The following is an 18168-nucleotide window of genomic DNA, read 5'->3' as shown; positions in this document are numbered from 1 at the left end:
GGTCTAGCCTCCGGCCTTCCCGACCAGGATCTGCGCCGCCGCACGGTTCGTGAAGCGTGGGTCGGACAGGGCCGCCCTCGCGTTGCTTCGCGCCTCGGGCAGCTGCTTCAGCTCGACCAGGATCTGGGCCAGGTGCCAGCGCAGCCCGGAATGGTTGGGGGCAAGCGCGACCGCCTTTTCCAGCAGCTCCCGCGCCGCAACTGGCGCGCCGCCCAGATACAGCGCCCAGCCATAGGCGTCGGCGGCGGCCGGATTGCCCGGCGCCAGCAGATAGGCCGCCAGGCCATAATGCTCGGCCTGGTCGCTGTCGCCGGCACCGGCATAGGCGGCGGCCAGATCGGCGTTCAGCGCCGCGTCGCGGTCGCCGACGCGAAGGCGCAGCGCTTCGAGCGTGTCGATCGCGGCATCGAAGTCGCCGCCGGCGAGCTGCCACCGCGCCGACAGGCGCAGCGCGGTCATGCTTGCCGGATTCTGCGACAGGAACAGGGCCAGCGTCGTGGCCGCACCCTGCCTGTCGCCTGCCTTGTCCTGCGCCTCGACCAGGCGCAGCATCGTCGGCTCGTCGAACCGCAGGTCGGCGGCGGCCTTGAAGGACGCGAGCGCCTCGCCCGGACGGCCGGACAGCATTGCCAGGTCTCCGACCAGCAGATGCGCCTGCGGCGCGCCGGGATTGTCGCCGGCGATGCGCTGCGCCCGGGCAAGCGCGCCGCCCATGTCGCCGTCGGCGATCATCGCACGGATCAGGGGAACCACCGCGCCGGGGTCGTTGGGCCGGTTCTGCGCATCGGCGCCCAGTGTCTGGATGCTCTCATCGGCAGAAAAGGCCGGCGGCCGGTCGAATGCGGGGGCAGCTGCCCGGTCGAGCAGCGACGCCGCCTGTCCCCGTTCGCCGATCCGCTCGAACCCGCGGGCGGCCAGCGTCAGCGCATAGCTGTCGGCGTCGCCGCGCGCGACGACGGGTCGCAACAGGTCGATCGCATTGCGCGCCGAATCGGTGCGCAGCAGCGCGAGCGCGAACAGCTTGCGCGCCTCGAGGTTCATCGGCTGGCGGCCGACAAGCTGGCGCAGTTTCTCGATCGCCTGCTCGTTCTCGCCCTTCTCGAGGTCCAGCGTCGCGCCGAGCAGCAGCGCGCCGGGCAGCGCGTCGAGTGCGCCTCCGGCCTTTTCCAGCAGGCTGCGGGCAAGTTCGGTATTGCCGCCGCGCGCCGCCAGCACCGACTGGAGATAATAGGCCTGGGGGCTGCCCGGTCGGGCGGCCAGCGCCCGGCGCGTGGCGGCCAGCATGTCGGTCGATCGGCCGGCATCGCCCAGCGTCGCGGCATAATCGATAAGCGCATCGTGATATTCGGGGTCGCGCTTCAACGCCTGCTCGAACCACGGGAGCGCGGCGACGAGCCCATATTGCCCGCGCACCATCTCGCCGCGCAGCACCAGCGCATCGATATTGCCGGCGTCGACCTGCACCGCACGCTGCGAGGCCAGGATCGCACCCGAAATGTCGCCCGCGGCCAGCCGGCACCTGCCCAGATCGACCCAGGCATCGGCATCCGCCGGCGCCAGGCGCACCGCTTCCTGAAGCGCAGCAAGCGCCTCGCCCCAGTTTTCCAGCAGGGTCATCGCCTTTCCCCGCACGCGAAGGCCCGCCACCCGATCGCGAGGATCGGTCTTCGCGGACTCGGCAAGCGCACGCTCCGGACTGCTCTGCAACAGGATCGCCTGCGCCCGGACAGGGGCGACGCGCTTCGCGTCATAGCCTGCCTCGACCGCCCGGTTGATCTCGGCCTCGGCAGCGACGCCGTCGCCGAGCCGCAACTGGGCGAGCGCCAGCGCATGGTGCGCCGCGGCCGATCCGGGATCGGCGCGCACCGCGTCGAGCGCGCTGCGGCGCGCGGCGGTGAAGTTGCTCTGGCGCAATTGCTGCAACGATCGCTCGACCGCGGCCTGCGCCGTCTCGGCATTGGCGCGGGCGCCGCTCAGCCCGAAAAAGCCGTACAGTGCGATGGCAAAGGCGCCCATGCATCCCAGGGCCACCAGCGCGCGGCGCAGGATCGACGGGCGCGGGCCGGTGCGGTTCGATCGGTCAGGGCTGGAGGTCATAGGCCTTCATCAGGTCGTAGAGGGTGGGTCGGCTGATCCCGAGCAGGCGGGCGGTGCCGGAGATATTGCCTTCGGCCCGGGCCAGCGCATGACGGATCGCCTTGCGATCGGCGGTTTCGCGGACCGACTTCAGGTTGAGCGGAAGCGCCCGGTCCTCCGCACCCGCCAGGTCGAGATCGGCGGCGGTCACCGACTTGCCGTCGGCCATGATCGTCGCGCGCTTCACCCGGTTCTCCAGCTCGCGGACATTGCCTGGCCAGCCCCACGCATCGATCGCGGCGAGCGCATCGGCCGCGAACCCGCGCACGCCGCTGTTCATCGAGGCGGCATATTTCCGCAGGAAATGCCGGGCGAGCAGCGCGGCATCGCCGGGACGCTCGGCCAGGCCGGGAATGCGGACGACGATCTCGGCCAGCCGGTAATAGAAATCCTCGCGAAACCGCGCCTCGGCAACCATCGCGTCGATGTCCTGATGCGTCGCGCACACGACGCGCACATCGACCGGGATCGGCTTGCGCCCGCCGATCCGCTCGATCACCCGTTCCTGCAGGAAGCGCAGCAACTTCACCTGCAGCGCCAGCGGCACGTCGCCGATCTCGTCGAGGAACAGGGTGCCGCCCTGCGCCAGTTCGATCTTGCCCTCGGTCGTCTTCACCGCGCCGGTGAAGGCGCCCTTCTCATGGCCGAACAGCTCCGATTCCAGCAGCGTCTCGGGGATGGCGGCGCAATTGATCGCGACGAATGCGCCCTTGCGCCCGCTCGCCTCGTGCAGGCCGCGCGCCAGCAATTCCTTGCCCGTTCCGCTCGCGCCCAGCAGCAGGACCGAGACGTCGGCGCCGGCGACGCGCTCGATCGTCCGCGTCACCTTCAGCATTTCCGGCGCCGCGGTGATCATGCCGCCCAGCACCGCGCCGGCTTCGGCGCGCTCGGCCAGGCGCCGATTCTCCGCCTCCAGCGCGTAGACGTGGAACGCGCGCGCGACGATCAGGCCCAGCGCATCGATGTCGATCGGCTTCTGGTAGAAATCCCACGCCCCCAGCTCGATCGCGCGCAGCATCGAGTCGCGCGCGCCATGACCCGAGGCGACGATGACCTTGGTGTCGGGCCGGAGCGCCAGGATCGCCTCCAGCGTCGCAAAGCCCTCGGTCGTGCCGTCGGGATCGGGCGGCAGGCCCAGGTCGAGGGTGACCACCTGCGGCTCCTCGGCGCGGATCGCGGCGATCGCCTCGTCGCGCGTCGCGGCGGTGACGATGTCATATCCGTCATAGGCCCAGCGCAGCTGACGCTGCAGCCCGGCATCGTCCTCGACGATCAACAGGATGGGACGGCGGGTCGATGCCTCGTTCATGCCGCTTGCTCCACGATGCTGTCGGTTGCGCCGGGCAGGGTGATGCGGAACCGGCTTCCCTCCCCCTCGCGGCTGGTGACGTCGATGCGGCCGCCCATCTGCTCGGCAAGCTGGCGCGCCTCGAACACGCCGATCCCGAACCCTCCGGATTTGGAGGAGACGAAGGGCCGGAACAGCTTGTCGCGGACAAAGGCCGGGGACATGCCGACGCCGCGATCGATCACCTCGACGATCACCTGTCCGGGGTCGGTGGACAGGGCGATCCGCACCGGTTCGGTCGCCGGGCTGGCATCGATCGCGTTCTGCATCAGATGGGCGATCACCTGTTCCAGCGCGATCGGGTCGGCGATGGCGATCGCCCCGTCGCCCGACACCAGCACCGGATGCTGGGCCCGTCGCCCGCTTGCCAGCCGCTCGGCGAGCGGGCGGACCGCGACCGGCCGCAGCGGTTCGGCGCGGCGCGGTCCGTGCTGCGACAGCCGCGCCAGTAGCGCGGTCATCTTCTCCGCCGAGTCGCGCAACGTCTCGATCATGTCGGCGCGGAATTCGGGCTTGTCGGCATGGCGTTCGGCATTGCGCGCGGTCAGGGTCAGCTGGCTCACCAGATTCTTGATGTCGTGAAGGATGAAGGCGAAGCGCCGGTTGAACTCGTCGAACCGCTGCGCGTCGGCCAGTGCCTGATGCGCCCGCTGCTCGGCGAGATAGGAGCCGACCTGGCGGCCCGCGACCTTGAGCAGGTCGAAATCCTCCCAGTCGAGCGCGCGGTCGAGCGGCGGCCGGGCGAGCAGGATCGCACCGGCAAGTGCGCCCTGATGCGGCAGGGGGACGAGGATCCAGGCATCGGCCCGTTCGAACATCCAGCCGGGCACCAATGCCGCCTCGACGCTGTCGGACTGGCGCAGCGCATCCAGCTCGAGGATCCGGCCGGTCCGGGCCAGATGCAGGACCAGCGCGGGCGCGGCAGGGCCGGTGGCGTCGCGGTCCCAGTTCCAGATGGCGCCATGGCCCAGTCCGGCCCCCTCGGGCACCAGCAAGGTGCCGCCGGGCGATTCGACCAGGTCGGCGATCGCCTTGACGCTGCGTTCGTCGAGCGGCGCGATGCCGCTCGGCGCGCCGAGCGTCTCGGTGAAACGGATCCATTCGGCGCGATAATCATAGCGATGCCGGAAGAGATGCTTGGCCAGCTTGACCTTGGTCCAGGCCCGCAGCCAGGTGGAGGAGGCGAGCGTCAGGATCGCTGCCGTAGATCCGAAGACGAACGCGGTCTGCAGCATCCGGGCGCTGGATCCGCCGACCGTGGCGATGGCGCTGGTGGCGAGTGCCAGCACCGCGAAATACACGGCGACCGCGACGAACGACAGCGACTGATAGGCGATGGTCCGCGAGACCTGGACGCTCCACCGGTCCTTGCGCTGCAGGCCCGCCGCCATCGCCACGGCGACCATGATCATGCCGAGACCGCGCACCGCGACCAGCGTCTGCGGCCAGTCGGCGCTCAGATAGGCGACGCTGAACAGGTTGAGATCGATGAAGATCAGCCCGGCCAGCGCCATCAGGATCCAGCGCAGGCCGGTGCTGGCCGTCGGCGCGACTGCCTGATGCAGCGCGCGGAGCATCACCAGGGTCGCGATCGATGCCAGCATCCGCAACAGCAGCGCCGCGTTCAATATCTCGGGCCGTGCCGATGCGGCGGCGCCGACGACATGCAGCGCGACCGCGATGCTCGAGATCAGCGCGATGACGCCATAGACGGCGGCCAGCGCCATGGGCTGGCGGACATTGCCGTCGCGGCGCACCAGCAGGATCATGAACCCCAGCCAGCTGAAATTGCGCAGCAGCTCGGCGATCCGGGTGCCCGTCTCCGCGCCGCCGATGCCGGCAACCGCCAATGCCCATAGCGCGGTCGCGGCCAGCGCGACGGCAAGCGGGCGTCCGGGGATCGCGCGTCCGCCGCGGCGCCATGCCCATAGCGCGAGCACGCCGAACAGGAAGGCGGCGATCGCGTGCGACCACAGGATCAGGCCCGCGGTCATCAGCGCACCCCTTCGGGGAACAGCACCACCCGGATCGTCTGCAGCAGGATCAGCAGGTCGAGAAACGGGGAATAATTCTTGGCGTAATAGAGGTCATATTCCAGCTTCTGCCGGCTGTCCTCGGTCGACGCGCCATAGTGATAGTTGATCTGCGCCCAGCCCGTGATTCCCGGCTTCACCATGTGACGCTCGGCATAGAAGGGCAGCTGCTGCTCCAGGTCGTCGACGAACTGGGGCCGTTCGGGCCGCGGGCCGACGAAGCTCATCTCGCCCTTCAGCACGCTCCAGCACTGGGGCAGTTCGTCGATGCGCGTCGTTCGCAGGATGCGGCCGACCCGGGTGATGCGCGGATCGTCCTTCTCGGCCCAGACGGCCTGTCCCGGCACCTCGGCATCGATGCGCATCGAGCGCAGCTTGATGATGTCGAACCCCTGGCCATAAAGCCCGACGCGCCGCTGACGGTAAAAGGCCGGCCCGCGCGAATCGAGCTTCACCGCAAGCGATGCCAGCAGGATGATCGGCAGCGCCAGCACCAGCAGCATCAGGCTGGCCGCGATATCGAAGAGCCGCTTGAACGCGCTGGAGAACATCCGGCCGGACGAGAAGCCGTCGGAAAAGATCAGCCAGCTCGGATTGACCGACTGGAGGTCGACCCGGCCCGTCTCGCGCTCGAGGAAGGTCGAGATCTCGTTTACATGAACGCCGGTCGTCTTGATCCTCAGCAGGTCCTTCAGCGGCAGGGCGTTGCGTCGTTCCTCCAGCGCCAGCACCACTTCGCTGGCGTTCAGCAGGACGACATGGTCGGCGAGATTGTAGATCGCATCGCGCGCGATCGCTTCGGGAATGATCCGGTTGCTCTCGCTCATTGCGACATAGCCGACGACCGCGAAGGCGGATCCCGGGCGTTTCGACAGGACCTTCAGCCGCTCCGCGCGCGGGCCCGCGCCCAGCACCACGATCCGGCGCTTGAACGCCTGGCTGCCCAACGCCTTGCCCAGCAGGAGCCGCAGGACCAGCAGCAGGACGATCGACAGGCACATCGCGTAGAGCAGGTTCGACCGCCACAGGCTGAGCGGGGGGATCAGAAAGAAGATCGCGCTGAGGAACAGGATACCCAGCGAGATCGAGACGATCAGCCGCGCCATCGCCTGGCGCAGCGACTGCAGCGATTCGGCGCGGTAGACGCCGACCGAGATCATCGCGACTTCCAGGGTAAGCGCGAAGGTGATCAGCTGCGGCAGACGCGTCATCGCCGAGCCTGGCAGGCTGTCGAGCTGATGCTGCCGCCATACCCATCCGATCTCGCCGGCGATGCCGAGCAGAATCATGTCCAGAATGCCGAGCAGCAGCACGGCGTTGGGGACATAATGCTTGAACAGGCGGACCATGATGCACCCGGCTTAACCGCCAAGTGTAAACAAAACCGACACGATGAATTATCGTATTGGAACGGAAACGAAATCAGCTTTCGGCGAGTTTGAAGGTCGGGGTGGTCATCACCACATAGGGTCTCAACAGAGGATCGTCACGCATGCCGGATTCAACGCCGATCGTACCAGTCATCCTGTCGGGCGGATCCGGAACGCGCCTTTGGCCCGAATCGCGGCCAGAACGGCCCAAGCAGTTGCTGGCGCTGACCGCGGACGAGACGATGCTGCAGCTCACCGCGCGCCGTACCGGCGGGCGGGAGCGGTTCGGCAGGCCGATCGTGGTGGCCAATGCCGCCCATGCCGACATGGTCGAGGAACAGCTGGGTCATGTCGGCGAGGATGCCCAGGCGCTGATCCTCGAACCGGCCGGGCGCAACACCGCGCCGGCGATCGCGCTTGCGGCGCTGGCGGCGAACGGCAGCGATCCGTTGCTGGTGATGCCGTCCGACCATGTCATCACCGATGTCGACGCGTTCCATCAGGCGATCCAGTCGGCCTTGCCGCTGGTCGAGCAGGGCTGGCTGGTGACGTTCGGCATCACTCCGGACGCCCCCGAGATCGGCTATGGCTGGATCAAGGTCGGTGACGCGATCGCGGCGGGAGTCCACCGGGTCGACCGCTTCGTGGAGAAGCCGCCCCGCGACAAGGCGGAAGCGATGCTGGCCTCGGGCGATCACGCCTGGAATGGCGGGATCTTCCTGTTTCGCGCCGATGCCTTTCTGTCCGCTCTGGAACAGCATGCGCCGGCGATCGTCGCGGCCGCGCGGGCGTCGATGGCATCGGCGCGCCGCGACGGCACCCGCATTCACCCCGATGCCGACCTGTTTGCCGCGTCGCCCTCGGACTCGATCGACTATGCGGTGATGGAGAAGGCCGACCGGGTCGCCGTCGTCCCCGTCGCGATGGGGTGGAGCGATGTCGGCAGCTGGGACGCGCTGCACACGATCAGCGCGTGCGATGGCGAGAACAATGTCTGCTCGGGCGATGTCGTCATGGTGGATGCGGCCAACTGCCTGGTGCGCGCCGGCGCGGGCAAGCGCATCGCCCTGGTCGGGGTCGAGGACCTGATCGTCGTCGCGCATGGCGACGACATCCTGGTGCTGCCGCGCGGCCGCAGCCAGGACGTTAAGAAGCTTATCGAGGCGATGAAGCGCTGAGCGCCTGCAGCCTGGCGTAGATGCCGACAAGATGTCGTTCGGCGGCGGCGCGAACCTCGTCGCTGGCCGAAGCCTGTTTGTCGGCGCTGTCCTTTCGGAAGGTCTCGGTCGGTGCCTTGGCATCGCGCTTCGACGCCGCCGCCATGGCTTCGCGCTCGCCCGGCGCCAGCGTCACGCCGAAATGCGGCAGGATGCGATCGAAGACCGCATCGGGCAGCGTGCGATAGTCGACCATCAATCCGCCCCGGCCGGCCTGGTCGATTGCCGACTGACAGGTCCGCGCCAGTACCAGCGCAGTATAGTCGGCGTGCGCAACGCCGGCCGTGTCCGGGTCCAGTCCGAAGACCTGCGGCGCCACGACACCGGGCACGGTCTGGGCACCGCGCATCCGCGCCTGCGATACCAGCACCTCGACCGGATCGCGGTACAGGAAAACCCAGGGCGTGCCGGGAAAGGCGTCCAGCAGCAGGTCGAGCGCGAACATGTGCCAGCTGTCGGTTTTCAGGAACAGGCGATGCGCATCCCCCGAGCGCTTGCGGCCGAGCGCCTGCAGCATCGCGCGGATCGCCGCGACATGGGTTTCGCGCGGCAGGTCGGGCAGCAATTGCGGCATCTGCACGATCGCATCGAGTGGCGCCGGCTCGGACAGGACGATGTTGGCCGGGCTGGCCGCGAGCATCTGCGCCGTGAGCGTCGATCCGCAGCGCGACATGTGGAAGATGAAGCCGGTCGGCTTCACGCTGACGGCGTCCTGCGAACCGGCAAGAAGCGCTGCGAACGAACTGCGATAGCGCAGGGCCCGGTTGAGCGGGAGCGATCCGCGTCTTGCAATCGATTCGGCGAAAAAGGGCTCGTCCAGCGACATCTCGCCGAAATGGGCCCAGTCGACCGCGAAGCCGGCCTCCGGAACGACGCGGGTGGGAAGAAACGACTGCGGCGGCATCGCATCGATCGCCGGCGGCGGTTCCATCAGGTTGCGGATGCCGAGCGGGTCGAGCCGGCTGCCGTCGCGCAGGTCGGCCAGGTTCAATTCGATCCCGTTCGCCTCGGCAAAGGCGAGGGCGCGGGGCTCGAACTCGGCAGGGTCAAAGTGTTCGACCAGATGGTCCATCGTCGCCTCGTCCGCGAGAATGGCTGCGCGGAAACGGTCGATCGGGGCGGTTGTGGTATCCATTGCCCTGCATCGCCCGCCGCTTCGCGCATTGCAATCGCCCGCGCATGGGATAGCGTCCGGGATGGAGGCAAGGGGATGGCGACGATCATTACGGTAAACGAGTGGCGCTTTCCCGACCGGGTGCGCCTGCCGCTACATTTCGACGCCGCGCGTCTGGCCGCGGATCTGGCGGCATTCGATGCCGACGAGTGGATCGAGCATTTCGTGCGCCAGAACTACGATGGCGACTGGAGCGTCCTGCCGCTCCGATCGGCGGCAAGCGCGACCCATCCGGTCATGATGATCTATTCGTCGCCGACCGAAACCGAGTTCGTCGATACGCCCTTCCTGGCGCGCACCCCCTATTTTGCCGAAGTGCTCTCGCAGTTCGAATGCCCGCTCACCAGCGTCCGGCTGATGCGGCTGACACCGGGATCGGTCATTCTCGAACATCATGACCCGGACCTGGCCGCCGAGCATGGCACGGTCCGCATCCATGTGCCCGTCATGACGAACCCGGGCGTCGAATTCCTCGTCAATCGGACACCGGTGACGATGCTGCCAGGCGAGGCCTGGTATCTTCGCCTGCTCGATCCGCACAGCGTCGCCAATCGCGGCGAAACCGACCGCGTCCATCTCGTGATCGACGCGAAGATGAACGACTGGCTGGAGGCGATTCTGACCGCGGGCTGACCGGCAGCGAAGCGCGTGGTGCGGGGGCGGGCCCGGTACCCGTCCCCGCGTCCCTGGTTCACCCGATCAGCGCCTCGGCCTGGTCGAGCACGTCCTTGAAGTTGGCGATCAGCGCCTGGTACGGGGCCGGCGTCGCCATATCGAGGCCGGCGCGCTTCAGGATCTCGGTGGGATAGTCCGACCCGCCCGCCTTGAGCACCGACAGATAATTGTCGCGCTCCTTCGCCCCGCCCTTGAGGATCGCACGAGAGAAATAGCCGGCGGCCGAGATGCAGGTCGCGTACTGATAGACATAGAAGCTGTTGTAGAAGTGCGGGATATAGGCCCATTCGTTACCGTAGCTCGCCTCCAGCTTCACGTTGGGGCCGTGATAGCGCTTCAGCAGGTCGAAATAGACCGCGGTGAACTTCTCGCCTGACAGGCCTTCGCCCGCCTCGGCCAGGTCGTGCGCCTTCAGCTCGAACTCGGCGAACATCGTCTGGCGGAAGAAGGTACCGCGGATATTCTCCATCTGCTGGCCCAGGTAGAACAGCTTCTCTTCCCTGGTCCTGGCGTTCTTCAGCATGTACGCGACCAGCAGGTCCTCGTTCAGCGTCGAGGCGATCTCCGCCAGGAAGATCGGGTAATCGGCCTTCTCATAGGGCTGGGCCTTGTTCGCCAGCAGCGAATGCAGCGCATGGCCCCATTCATGCGCATAGGTGCTCAGCCCGTCATATTTCTCGGTCAGGTTGAGCAGCAGATAGGGGTGCACGTCGAACGCCCCGGGGTTCATATAGGCGCCCGGGCGCTTGCCTTCGCGCGGCCAGGGATCCATCCACTTCGCCGCGGTCGCGCGGGCGATCTGGCTCTGATACTCGGTGCCCAGCGGCTTGACCGCCTCCAGCGTCAGCGTGCGCATCTGGTCCAGCGTGAACGGGCGGTCCAGCGCGACCAGCGGCGGGTAGATGTCCCAATAGCCGAGATCGGGCAGCTTCAGCATCTTGCGGCGCAGCTCGAAATAGCGATGCAGCTGGGGCAGGCCGTTGTTCGCCTCGGCCACCAGCGTGCGGTACACCGCCTCGGGAATGTTGTTGCCCGAGATCGCCGAGGCCAGCGACGACTTGTACTTGCGCGCCTTGGCGTAGAACACGTCGCCCTTGACCTTGGCGTTGTAGGCGGCGCCGAACGAGTTCTGGAACTGGCCGTGGGCCTTCCAGAAGCTGTCGAACACCAGCTTGCGGTCGGCGCGGTTCGGCGCATCGCGATTGGCGCCATAGCCCTGGCTGTCGAGCCTGACCTGCTTGCCGGTCGACAGGGTGACGGTGGGCCAGGGAATGTCGGACGATCGCAGCTGGCCGGCAATTTCGCCCGGCGCCGACAGCGGCGAACCCGCACCGGCAAGCAGTGCCTCGCCCTCGGCGGACAGGGTATGGTCGGCCTGGCGGACGATGTTGGCCAGGTAGAAGTCGAACCGCGTCTTCAGCGTGTCGTTGGCGGCGACGAACCCGTCGACCTTCGCCTTGCCCAGCGTCAGCAGCTCGGGGCTGAACCAGGCGGTCGCCTCGCCGAACGCGGTGTACAGGTCGATCGCCTGCGCCTGACGCTCCTGCCAACTCGACACGCGGACATCCTCGTCGCCCTTCAGGCTGACATAGACATAGACGCGCGAGATGGTCTTCGACAGATCGGACTGGAGCACCAGCGCCTCGGCCAGCACCTCTGCGCTCTCGCCCAGCCGTCCCTTGTACTTCGCAATGCCGGGCAGCGCCGCCAGCGCATCCTTGCGCGCCGCGTCCCATGACGCTTCGTCGGGATAGATCTCGGTCAGGTCCCACAGCGCGCCGCCGACCTTGCCGGCATTCTGCGCCCAGGCGGCGCTCGCGGGCACGGCGGTGGCAAGCGTTGCCAGCGCGGCAGCGGTCAGTGCCTCGCGGCGCGATAGATCGGTCATGTCTTGGCTTCCCCGGAAAACTCGCTCGATGCGGGCAATCTGCGCAAGATCGGTAGCGAAGGGAAGTGGTTTGTTGCGCTAAGACACATGGTGGAAACATGCCGGACGCGCTCGCGAAAAAGGGCCGGAAGCGCTTGCTCCCGGCCCTTCCTCATTCGTCCCCGGTCGCCTGGCTGAGCGCGTAGGACGGGGTGTATCCCGGCAGGGCGTTGCCCACCGGCCGGACGTCGCGAAGCAGCATCGACCGCGCCTTGCCGTCCGCAGTCAGGTCGGGGTTGCGACGGTAGGTGAACAGGTACCGGGCAACGTCCTTCGGCAGCGTCGCCAGTCGAAGCCCGACCTCCCTGTCGGACAGGCCGGCAACCTCTGCCGCGATTTCGGCGACCCGGTCGATCCGTGCCTGCATCGCGCCCCGCAGCAGCCGGACGATCTCGTCGAAGTCCCACCAGAACTCCTCCGGAATGACCCGACGCATCTCGTCCAGCGAGTCGCCCGCGACCATCGCGTCCCAGATGCCGAGCGGCGTCACGCGCGACAGGATCGCGTGGATCCGGCTGTACTCGGCGCCCTTCAGCTTCACCCGCTGGCCATCGGCGAAGCGAAGGACATAACCCTCGGCATCCGCCGGCAGCGTTCCCGCGCGTGCGATCAGGTCCTCGATCCCTTCGAAGCGGATTCGACCCGCCGCCCGCCAGCCCAGCGCCCGCGCGGTCGCCTCGATCCGGTCGAAGTCGAACTCGTGCCCCTGCTCGTCATAGGCGGCCAGCAGCACGAGCCCGCTCTCGTCATAGCGCACGACGATGCGGTTCTCGGCATAGAGCGCCTCGGCGAGATAGGTGGTGCCGGGGACAAGCGCGGACAGGTCCTGTTCCTGCAGCCGCGCCTCGGCCCAGAGCGCCTGGCTCGAATCGAGCGCACCCTTGGTCGCGGCGCGCCAGCGGCCGCCGTGATGGAAGATCACGATCAGGCTCCCATCGACCTTCTCGAACGCCTCGCACGGCCCGTCCGGAACCGGCGCGCTCGCCTCGCCCAGGTTGAAGAACTTGGGGAAGGCAGTCGCGACAACGCGCCGTTCCTCGAGATCGAGGATCAGCCCGCGCGCGGCCAGCGTCGCCGGCGACCAGAGCCGATCATAGACCGCCTTCGAGGTGTAGCACCACAGCTGCAGCGGGCCGTCGCGTCGCGAATAGACCGCGCGTTCGGCGCGCGCGGCATGAAGCTCCGCGACCAGCTGGTCGAAGCCGATGGTGCGGGCATAATGTGGGGTGTTGGTCATCGAGGGTCTCCATTGAGGGGAGCCGGTTCGTCGACGATGATGGGTGGATCTGGATGCCGCGCCGTCATCGAGGACGGAGCGCGGCAGGGGTGCACTCAGATCGTGCGCACGTGACCTCGCTCCGCGACTGCGAAGTGATTTTTCACGGCGTAGGAATGGACCTGTTGCACGGCTGGCCCCGTGGCGCGTGCCTGTGCGCAAGTAAAGCCAGGAACGTGGTTAATAGTTGCACGTGCAAGCAAAAAGGGGCCGGAAGCGATGCTTCCGACCCCTTGTTGTTGCTTCGACCGGTCGGTCGAGCGGTACGGACTTAGAAGTCCATGCCGCCCATGCCGCCCATGCCGCCGCCGCCCATTGCGGGGGCCGGCTTGTCTTCCGGCAGCTCGCTCACCGCCGCTTCGGTGGTGATGAGCAGGCCGGCGACCGAGGCCGCGTCCTGCAGCGCGGTGCGAACGACCTTGGTCGGGTCGATCACGCCGGCGGCGACGAGGTTCTCGTAAACGTCGGTCTGTGCGTTGAAGCCCAGGTTCGGATCGTTGCCGTCCAGCAGCTTGCCCGAGATCACCGCACCGTCATGACCGGCATTCTGCGCGATCTGGCGGACCGGCGCGTAGAGCGCCTTGCGGATGATGTCGACGCCGCGGGTCTGGTCGTCATTGGCGCCCTTGAGGCCCTCGATCGCCTTCGTCGCGTACAGCAGAGCCGTACCGCCGCCGGGAACGATGCCCTCTTCGACCGCAGCGCGGGTCGCGTGCAGCGCGTCGTCGACGCGATCCTTGCGCTCCTTCACCTCGACTTCCGAAGCACCGCCGACCTTGATCACGGCAACGCCGCCGGCCAGCTTGGCGAGGCGCTCCTGGAGCTTCTCGCGGTCATAGTCGCTGGTCGTGACTTCGATCTGCTGACGGATCGCGTCGGTGCGGCCCTTGATCGACTCGGCTTCACCCGCACCGTCGACGATGGTGGTGTTGTCCTTGTCGATCGTGACGCGCTTGGCGGTGCCGAGCATGCCCAGCGTGACGCTCTCGAGCTTGATGCCGAGGTCTTCCGAGACGACTTCGCCTTTGGTCAGGACGGCGATGTCCTCGAGCATCGCCTTGCGGCGATCGCCGAAGCCCGGCGCCTTGACCGCTGCGACCTTCAGGCCGCCGCGCAGCTTGTTGACGACGAGCGTGGCCAGGGCCTCGCCCTCGATGTCCTCGGCGATGATCAGCAGCGGACGGCCCGACTGGACGACCGCTTCCAGGATCGGGAGCATCGCCTGCAGGTTCGACAGCTTCTTCTCGTGGATCAGGATGTACGGATCGGCGAGTTCGACCGTCATCTTCTCCGGGTTGGTGATGAAATAGGGCGACAGATAGCCGCGGTCGAACTGCATGCCCTCGACGACGTCGAGCTCGAAATCGAGACCCTTCGCCTCTTCGACGGTGATCACGCCTTCCTTGCCGACCTTGTCCATCGCCTCGGCGATCTTCTCGCCGACTTCACGATCGCCATTGGCCGAGATGATGCCGACCTGGGCGACCTCGTTCGAACCCGAAACCGGCTTCGAGCGGGCCTTGATGTCCTCGACGACCTTGGTGACGGCGAGATCGATGCCGCGCTTCAGGTCCATCGGGTTCATGCCGGCCGCAACCGACTTCATGCCTTCGCGAACGATCGCCTGGGCGAGAACGGTCGCGGTGGTCGTGCCGTCACCGGCGAGGTCGTTCGTCTTCGACGCGACTTCGCGGATCATCTGCGCGCCCATGTTCTCGAACTTGTCCTTGAGTTCGATTTCCTTGGCGACGGTGACACCGTCCTTGGTGATGCGGGGCGCACCGAACGACTTGTCGATGACGACGTTGCGGCCCTTCGGGCCCAGCGTGACCTTCACCGCGTCGGCGAGGATGTCCACGCCCTTGAGAATGCGCTCGCGCGCGTCGCGCGAGAATTTGACGTCCTTGGCTGCCATGGGGCTACCCTTTCAGTTGAATTGGTGGTTGGAAATTCGCGTCCGGGGTCGGTTCAGCCGACGATCCCCAGGATGTCGCTTTCCTTCATGATCAGCAGGTCTTCGCCGTTCAGCTTGACCTCGGTGCCCGACCACTTGCCGAACAGGATGCGATCGCCGGCCTTGACGTCGAGCGGGGTCACATTGCCCTTCTCGTCCTTGGTGCCGGCGCCGGCGGCGACGACTTCGCCTTCCTGCGGCTTTTCCTTGGCGGTGTCGGGGATGATGATGCCGCCGGCGGTCTTCTCTTCAGCCTCTACGCGGCGAACGAGAACGCGGTCGTGCAACGGACGAAAGCTCATTGCCTGATCCTTCCAGTAATGTGAAATTCGAGTCGTTGGCACTCAGCAGACCCGAGTGCTAACTGCGGCCCATATGCGGTCGCACCCCTGCCGCGTCAACGCCCGAGCGCAACCATTTTTCGCCGGATCGGAACAAATCCGCGACGGGCAAAACCGGTAATGCCGCGCGGTTTGGCACCTGTCGTGCGGGCGTAATACACCCCGTTTACTCTTGTGAAGCACTCTCCTACCAAGGGTGGGCGGAGTCCCGCGTCGAGGAGCGACTGAGTGAAGCTGGTCAAGGGTGCCTGGAAGATTCTGGTCGGGATCAAGGACGGTCTCGTCCTGATCTTCATGCTGCTGTTCTTCATCTTCCTGTTCGCCGCGCTGTCGGTCCGGCCCAACCAGGCCGCGATCCGCGACGGCGCGCTGCTCGTGACGCTGGACGGGACCATCACCGAGCAGCCGCAGGATCCCGATCCGCTGGCCGCCTTCGGCAGTGCCTCCGACGTGACAAAAGAGCATTCGCTGCGCGATATCGTCCGCGGCCTGGACGCGGCCGTGAAGGACGCCCGGGTCAAGGCGGTGGTGCTCGACCTCGATCGCTATGTCGGCGGCTATCCCGCCGCCGTCTCCGAAGTCGCCGCAGCCGTCGGTCGGGTGAAGGCCAGCGGCAAGCCGGTGCTCGCCTATGCCACCGCCTATACCGACAGCAGCTACCTGATCGCGGCCAATGCCAGCGAGGTGTGGGTCCATCCCTTTGGCGGCACATTGTTCGCGGGGCCGGGCGGAAACCAGAGCTATTACAAGGGCCTGATGGACAAGCTGGGCGTCAACGTCCACGTCTACAAGGTCGGCAAGTTCAAGTCGGCGGTCGAACCCTATACCCGCGCCGACATGTCGCCCGAGGCGCGCGAGGCGAACCAGGCGCTGTACGGCAACCTGTTCGACCAGTGGAAGGCTGCGGTTGCCAAGGCCCGGCCCAAGGCCCGGCTCGCCGACTATCTGACCAGGCCGGACGAGGTCGTCACCCAGGCCAAGGGCGACATCGCCGAGGCGAACCTGTCGCTGGGCATCGTCGATCGCAAGGGCGACCGGCTGGCCTTCGGCAAGCGCGTCGCCGAGATCGTCGGTGCCAGGGCCGGCAAGCCCGCCGGCAATTTCAACGCGATCCGCTTCGCCGACTGGATGCAGGCCAATCCGGTCAAGGCGACCGGCGACAAGATCGGCGTCATCACCGTCGCCGGCGAAATCGTCGATGGCGAGGCCGGGCCGGGCACCGCGGGCGGCGCTACCGTGTCCAAGCTGCTGCTCGAGGGGCTCGACAAGCACAAGATCAAGGCACTGGTCGTCCGGGTCGACTCCCCCGGCGGATCGGTGATGGCGTCCGAACAGATCCGCCAGGCGATCCTCCAGGCCAAGGGCCAGGGCATTCCGGTGGTGGTTTCGATGGGCAGCCTCGCCGCCAGCGGCGGCTATTGGGTCTCGACGCCGGGCCAGGTGATCTTCGCCGAGCCCAACACCATCACCGGCTCGATCGGCATCTTCGGCATCCTGCCGACCTTCGAGAACACGCTCGCCAAGATCGGCGTGACCAGCGACGGCACGCAGACGACGCCGATGTCGGGCCAGCCCGACGTGCTGGGCGGGATCAATCCGGTTACCGACCGCGTGCTCCAGTCGGCGATCGAGCAGGGCTATGGCCGCTTCGTCGGGCTGGTCGCCCAATCGCGCAAGATGACGCCCGAGCGCGTCGACGAGATCGCCCAGGGCCGCGTCTGGGTCGGCGGCGTCGCGCATCAGCTCAAGCTGGTCGACCGGTTCGGCGGGCTGGATGCGGCGATCGCCGAGGCGGCGAAGCTCGCGAAGATCCAGGGTGACGCCTATTATCCGGTGTTCTTCACCAAGGCGCCCGACGCCTGGCGCACCTTCCTCGCCAGCCTGTCGCAGACGGACGACAGCGACAGCGACTGGGTCGACTCGCCCGGTGGCCCCGACGCATTTGCCCGGATCGCCGCGGGCCAGCGGACGGGCTTCGCGATGGCGCTGGGCGATGCGCGGCGGCTGGCGATGTCGGGGCAGGTCCAGGCGCGGTGCCTGGAATGCACCGGGCTGGTCCCGGTCGCGCCGCAGGGCGCAGCCGAACAGTCGCTCTATCAGCTGCTCGTCGCGCGGTTGTTCGGATGATCGTCATCCGGGCTGCGGCGCCCGAGGATGCCGCATCGATCGCCGCTATCTATGCACCGCATGTGCTGACCGGCACGGCGAGCTTCGAGACCGATCCGCCCGACGCGCGCCAGATGCGGACGCGCATGGCGGCCAGCGACGGCCTCTATCCCTGGCTGGTCGCGACCAGCGGGGACGAGGGCGGGGTGATCGGCTATGCCTATGCCACCCGCTTTCGCGAGCGTCCGGCCTATCGCTACGTCGTCGAGACCTCGATCTATGTCGCCGACACCGCGATGCGGCAGGGCGCCGGGCGGCTGTTGTACGAGGCGCTCGTCGACACGCTGCGGGCCCAGGGATTCGTCCACGCCATCGCGGCGCTGGCGCTGCCCAACGGCACCTCGATCTCGCTGCACGAGGCGGTCGGGTTCCGCCGCGCCGGCGTCTATCGCGAGGTCGGCTACAAGCAGGGCCAGTGGATCGACGTCGGCATCTGGCAGTGCGAGCTGAACGAGCCGCAGACTCCGCCCGTCGAACCGCGCAAGTTCACCGAAACGGGTGTCGTGCGGGGTTGAGGGCCCGCGCCTGCGGCGGCTATCCGGCCGGGCGTT

13 protein-coding genes are annotated in these 18168 nt (G+C 67.4%); 4 read left to right on the top strand and 9 right to left on the bottom strand.

Annotated elements, in window-relative coordinates; all coding sequences use genetic code 11:
- Nucleotides 1-3: 3 nt before the first annotated feature.
- From TPR58_RS08280 to TPR58_RS08265, 4 genes are read right to left on the bottom strand one after another with little or no spacing between them, the layout of a single operon-like run.
- Nucleotides 4-2097: a tetratricopeptide repeat protein gene (locus TPR58_RS08280; protein ID WP_346246165.1), complete on the bottom strand. Its 2094-nt coding sequence runs from the start codon at nucleotides 2095-2097 to the stop codon at nucleotides 4-6.
- The gene (gene prsR / locus TPR58_RS08275; RefSeq protein ID WP_346246164.1) at nucleotides 2081-3445 is read right to left on the bottom strand and encodes a PEP-CTERM-box response regulator transcription factor; all 1365 of its coding nucleotides are present in this window, start codon (nucleotides 3443-3445) and stop codon (nucleotides 2081-2083) included. Before prsR ends, TPR58_RS08280 begins: the two co-directional genes overlap by 17 nt.
- Nucleotides 3442-5478, bottom strand: coding sequence for an XrtA/PEP-CTERM system histidine kinase PrsK (gene prsK / locus TPR58_RS08270; RefSeq protein WP_346246163.1), 2037 nt, complete (start codon nucleotides 5476-5478; stop codon nucleotides 3442-3444). Before prsK ends, prsR begins: the two co-directional genes overlap by 4 nt.
- Nucleotides 5478-6866 (bottom strand): TIGR03013 family XrtA/PEP-CTERM system glycosyltransferase, encoded by a 1389-nt coding sequence (locus TPR58_RS08265; protein WP_346246162.1) that lies wholly within the window; start codon nucleotides 6864-6866, stop codon nucleotides 5478-5480. Before TPR58_RS08265 ends, prsK begins: the two co-directional genes overlap by 1 nt.
- A 143-nt stretch (nucleotides 6867-7009) precedes the next feature.
- Here TPR58_RS08265 and TPR58_RS08260 point away from each other — a divergent pair, with 143 nt between their 5' ends.
- Nucleotides 7010-8065 (top strand): mannose-1-phosphate guanylyltransferase/mannose-6-phosphate isomerase, encoded by a 1056-nt coding sequence (locus tag TPR58_RS08260; RefSeq protein ID WP_346246161.1) that lies wholly within the window; start codon nucleotides 7010-7012, stop codon nucleotides 8063-8065.
- Here TPR58_RS08260 and TPR58_RS08255 read toward each other — a convergent pair.
- Nucleotides 8043-9239 (bottom strand): sulfotransferase, encoded by a 1197-nt coding sequence (locus tag TPR58_RS08255; protein ID WP_346246160.1) that lies wholly within the window; start codon nucleotides 9237-9239, stop codon nucleotides 8043-8045. The genes TPR58_RS08260 and TPR58_RS08255 overlap by 23 nt on opposite strands.
- Before the next feature lie 75 nt (nucleotides 9240-9314).
- On the opposite strand from TPR58_RS08255, the gene TPR58_RS08250 reads away from it, so the two are divergent.
- Nucleotides 9315-9911, top strand: a complete 597-nt coding sequence (locus tag TPR58_RS08250; protein ID WP_346246159.1) for an aspartyl/asparaginyl beta-hydroxylase domain-containing protein — start codon at nucleotides 9315-9317, stop codon at nucleotides 9909-9911.
- Between the two features lie 58 nt (nucleotides 9912-9969).
- Here the strand turns inward: TPR58_RS08250 and pepF are convergent, their stop codons facing one another.
- The 4 genes from pepF to groES all read right to left on the bottom strand — a co-directional run bounded on the left by pepF (nucleotide 9970) and on the right by groES (nucleotide 15412).
- Nucleotides 9970-11841 carry an oligoendopeptidase F gene (gene pepF / locus TPR58_RS08245; protein WP_346246158.1) on the bottom strand — a complete coding sequence of 624 codons (1872 nt, stop codon included), beginning with the start codon at nucleotides 11839-11841 and terminating at the stop codon, nucleotides 9970-9972.
- Between the two features lie 151 nt (nucleotides 11842-11992).
- Nucleotides 11993-13117, bottom strand: a complete 1125-nt coding sequence (locus TPR58_RS08240; RefSeq protein ID WP_346246157.1) for an RNA ligase — start codon at nucleotides 13115-13117, stop codon at nucleotides 11993-11995.
- A 310-nt stretch (nucleotides 13118-13427) separates the two neighbouring features.
- Nucleotides 13428-15071: a chaperonin GroEL gene (gene groL / locus TPR58_RS08235; protein ID WP_346246156.1), complete on the bottom strand. Its 1644-nt coding sequence runs from the start codon at nucleotides 15069-15071 to the stop codon at nucleotides 13428-13430.
- Nucleotides 15072-15124: 53 nt separating this feature from the next.
- Nucleotides 15125-15412 (bottom strand): co-chaperone GroES, encoded by a 288-nt coding sequence (groES, locus tag TPR58_RS08230; RefSeq protein ID WP_110151162.1) that lies wholly within the window; start codon nucleotides 15410-15412, stop codon nucleotides 15125-15127.
- A gap of 267 nt (nucleotides 15413-15679) precedes the next feature.
- Here groES and sppA point away from each other — a divergent pair, with 267 nt between their 5' ends.
- Complete coding sequence (gene sppA, locus TPR58_RS08225) at nucleotides 15680-17578, top strand: signal peptide peptidase SppA (protein WP_346246155.1); 1899 nt, start codon at nucleotides 15680-15682, stop codon at nucleotides 17576-17578.
- The gene (locus TPR58_RS08220; protein ID WP_346246154.1) at nucleotides 17575-18132 is read left to right on the top strand and encodes a GNAT family N-acetyltransferase; all 558 of its coding nucleotides are present in this window, start codon (nucleotides 17575-17577) and stop codon (nucleotides 18130-18132) included. The genes sppA and TPR58_RS08220 overlap by 4 nt, the downstream gene beginning before the upstream one ends.
- Nucleotides 18133-18168: the final 36 nt, after the last annotated feature.

Origin of the sequence: Sphingomonas rustica, assembly GCF_039652585.1 — a bacterium.
Lineage (GTDB): Bacteria > Pseudomonadota > Alphaproteobacteria > Sphingomonadales > Sphingomonadaceae > Sphingomonas > Sphingomonas rustica.
Note: the sequence above shows the minus strand (reverse complement) of the source record. Positions and strands in the feature narration are given on the sequence as shown.

Bases quoted from the DNA above. Each gene is read 5' to 3' on its own strand.
- TPR58_RS08265 (WP_346246162.1), bottom strand. From the start codon at position 6,866: ATGGTCCGCCTGTTCAAGCATTATGTCCCCAACGCCGTGCTGCTGCTC.
- groES (WP_110151162.1), bottom strand. From the start codon at position 15,412: ATGAGCTTTCGTCCGTTGCACGACCGCGTTCTCGTTCGCCGCGTAGAG.
- prsK (WP_346246163.1), bottom strand. From the start codon at position 5,478: ATGACCGCGGGCCTGATCCTGTGGTCGCACGCGATCGCCGCCTTCCTG.
- TPR58_RS08220 (WP_346246154.1), top strand. From the start codon at position 17,575: ATGATCGTCATCCGGGCTGCGGCGCCCGAGGATGCCGCATCGATCGCC.
- TPR58_RS08250 (WP_346246159.1), top strand. From the start codon at position 9,315: ATGGCGACGATCATTACGGTAAACGAGTGGCGCTTTCCCGACCGGGTG.
- TPR58_RS08240 (WP_346246157.1), bottom strand. From the start codon at position 13,117: ATGACCAACACCCCACATTATGCCCGCACCATCGGCTTCGACCAGCTG.
- prsR (WP_346246164.1), bottom strand. From the start codon at position 3,445: ATGAACGAGGCATCGACCCGCCGTCCCATCCTGTTGATCGTCGAGGAC.
- groL (WP_346246156.1), bottom strand. From the start codon at position 15,071: ATGGCAGCCAAGGACGTCAAATTCTCGCGCGACGCGCGCGAGCGCATT.
- TPR58_RS08260 (WP_346246161.1), top strand. From the start codon at position 7,010: ATGCCGGATTCAACGCCGATCGTACCAGTCATCCTGTCGGGCGGATCC.
- TPR58_RS08255 (WP_346246160.1), bottom strand. From the start codon at position 9,239: ATGGATACCACAACCGCCCCGATCGACCGTTTCCGCGCAGCCATTCTC.
- TPR58_RS08280 (WP_346246165.1), bottom strand. From the start codon at position 2,097: ATGACCTCCAGCCCTGACCGATCGAACCGCACCGGCCCGCGCCCGTCG.
- pepF (WP_346246158.1), bottom strand. From the start codon at position 11,841: ATGACCGATCTATCGCGCCGCGAGGCACTGACCGCTGCCGCGCTGGCA.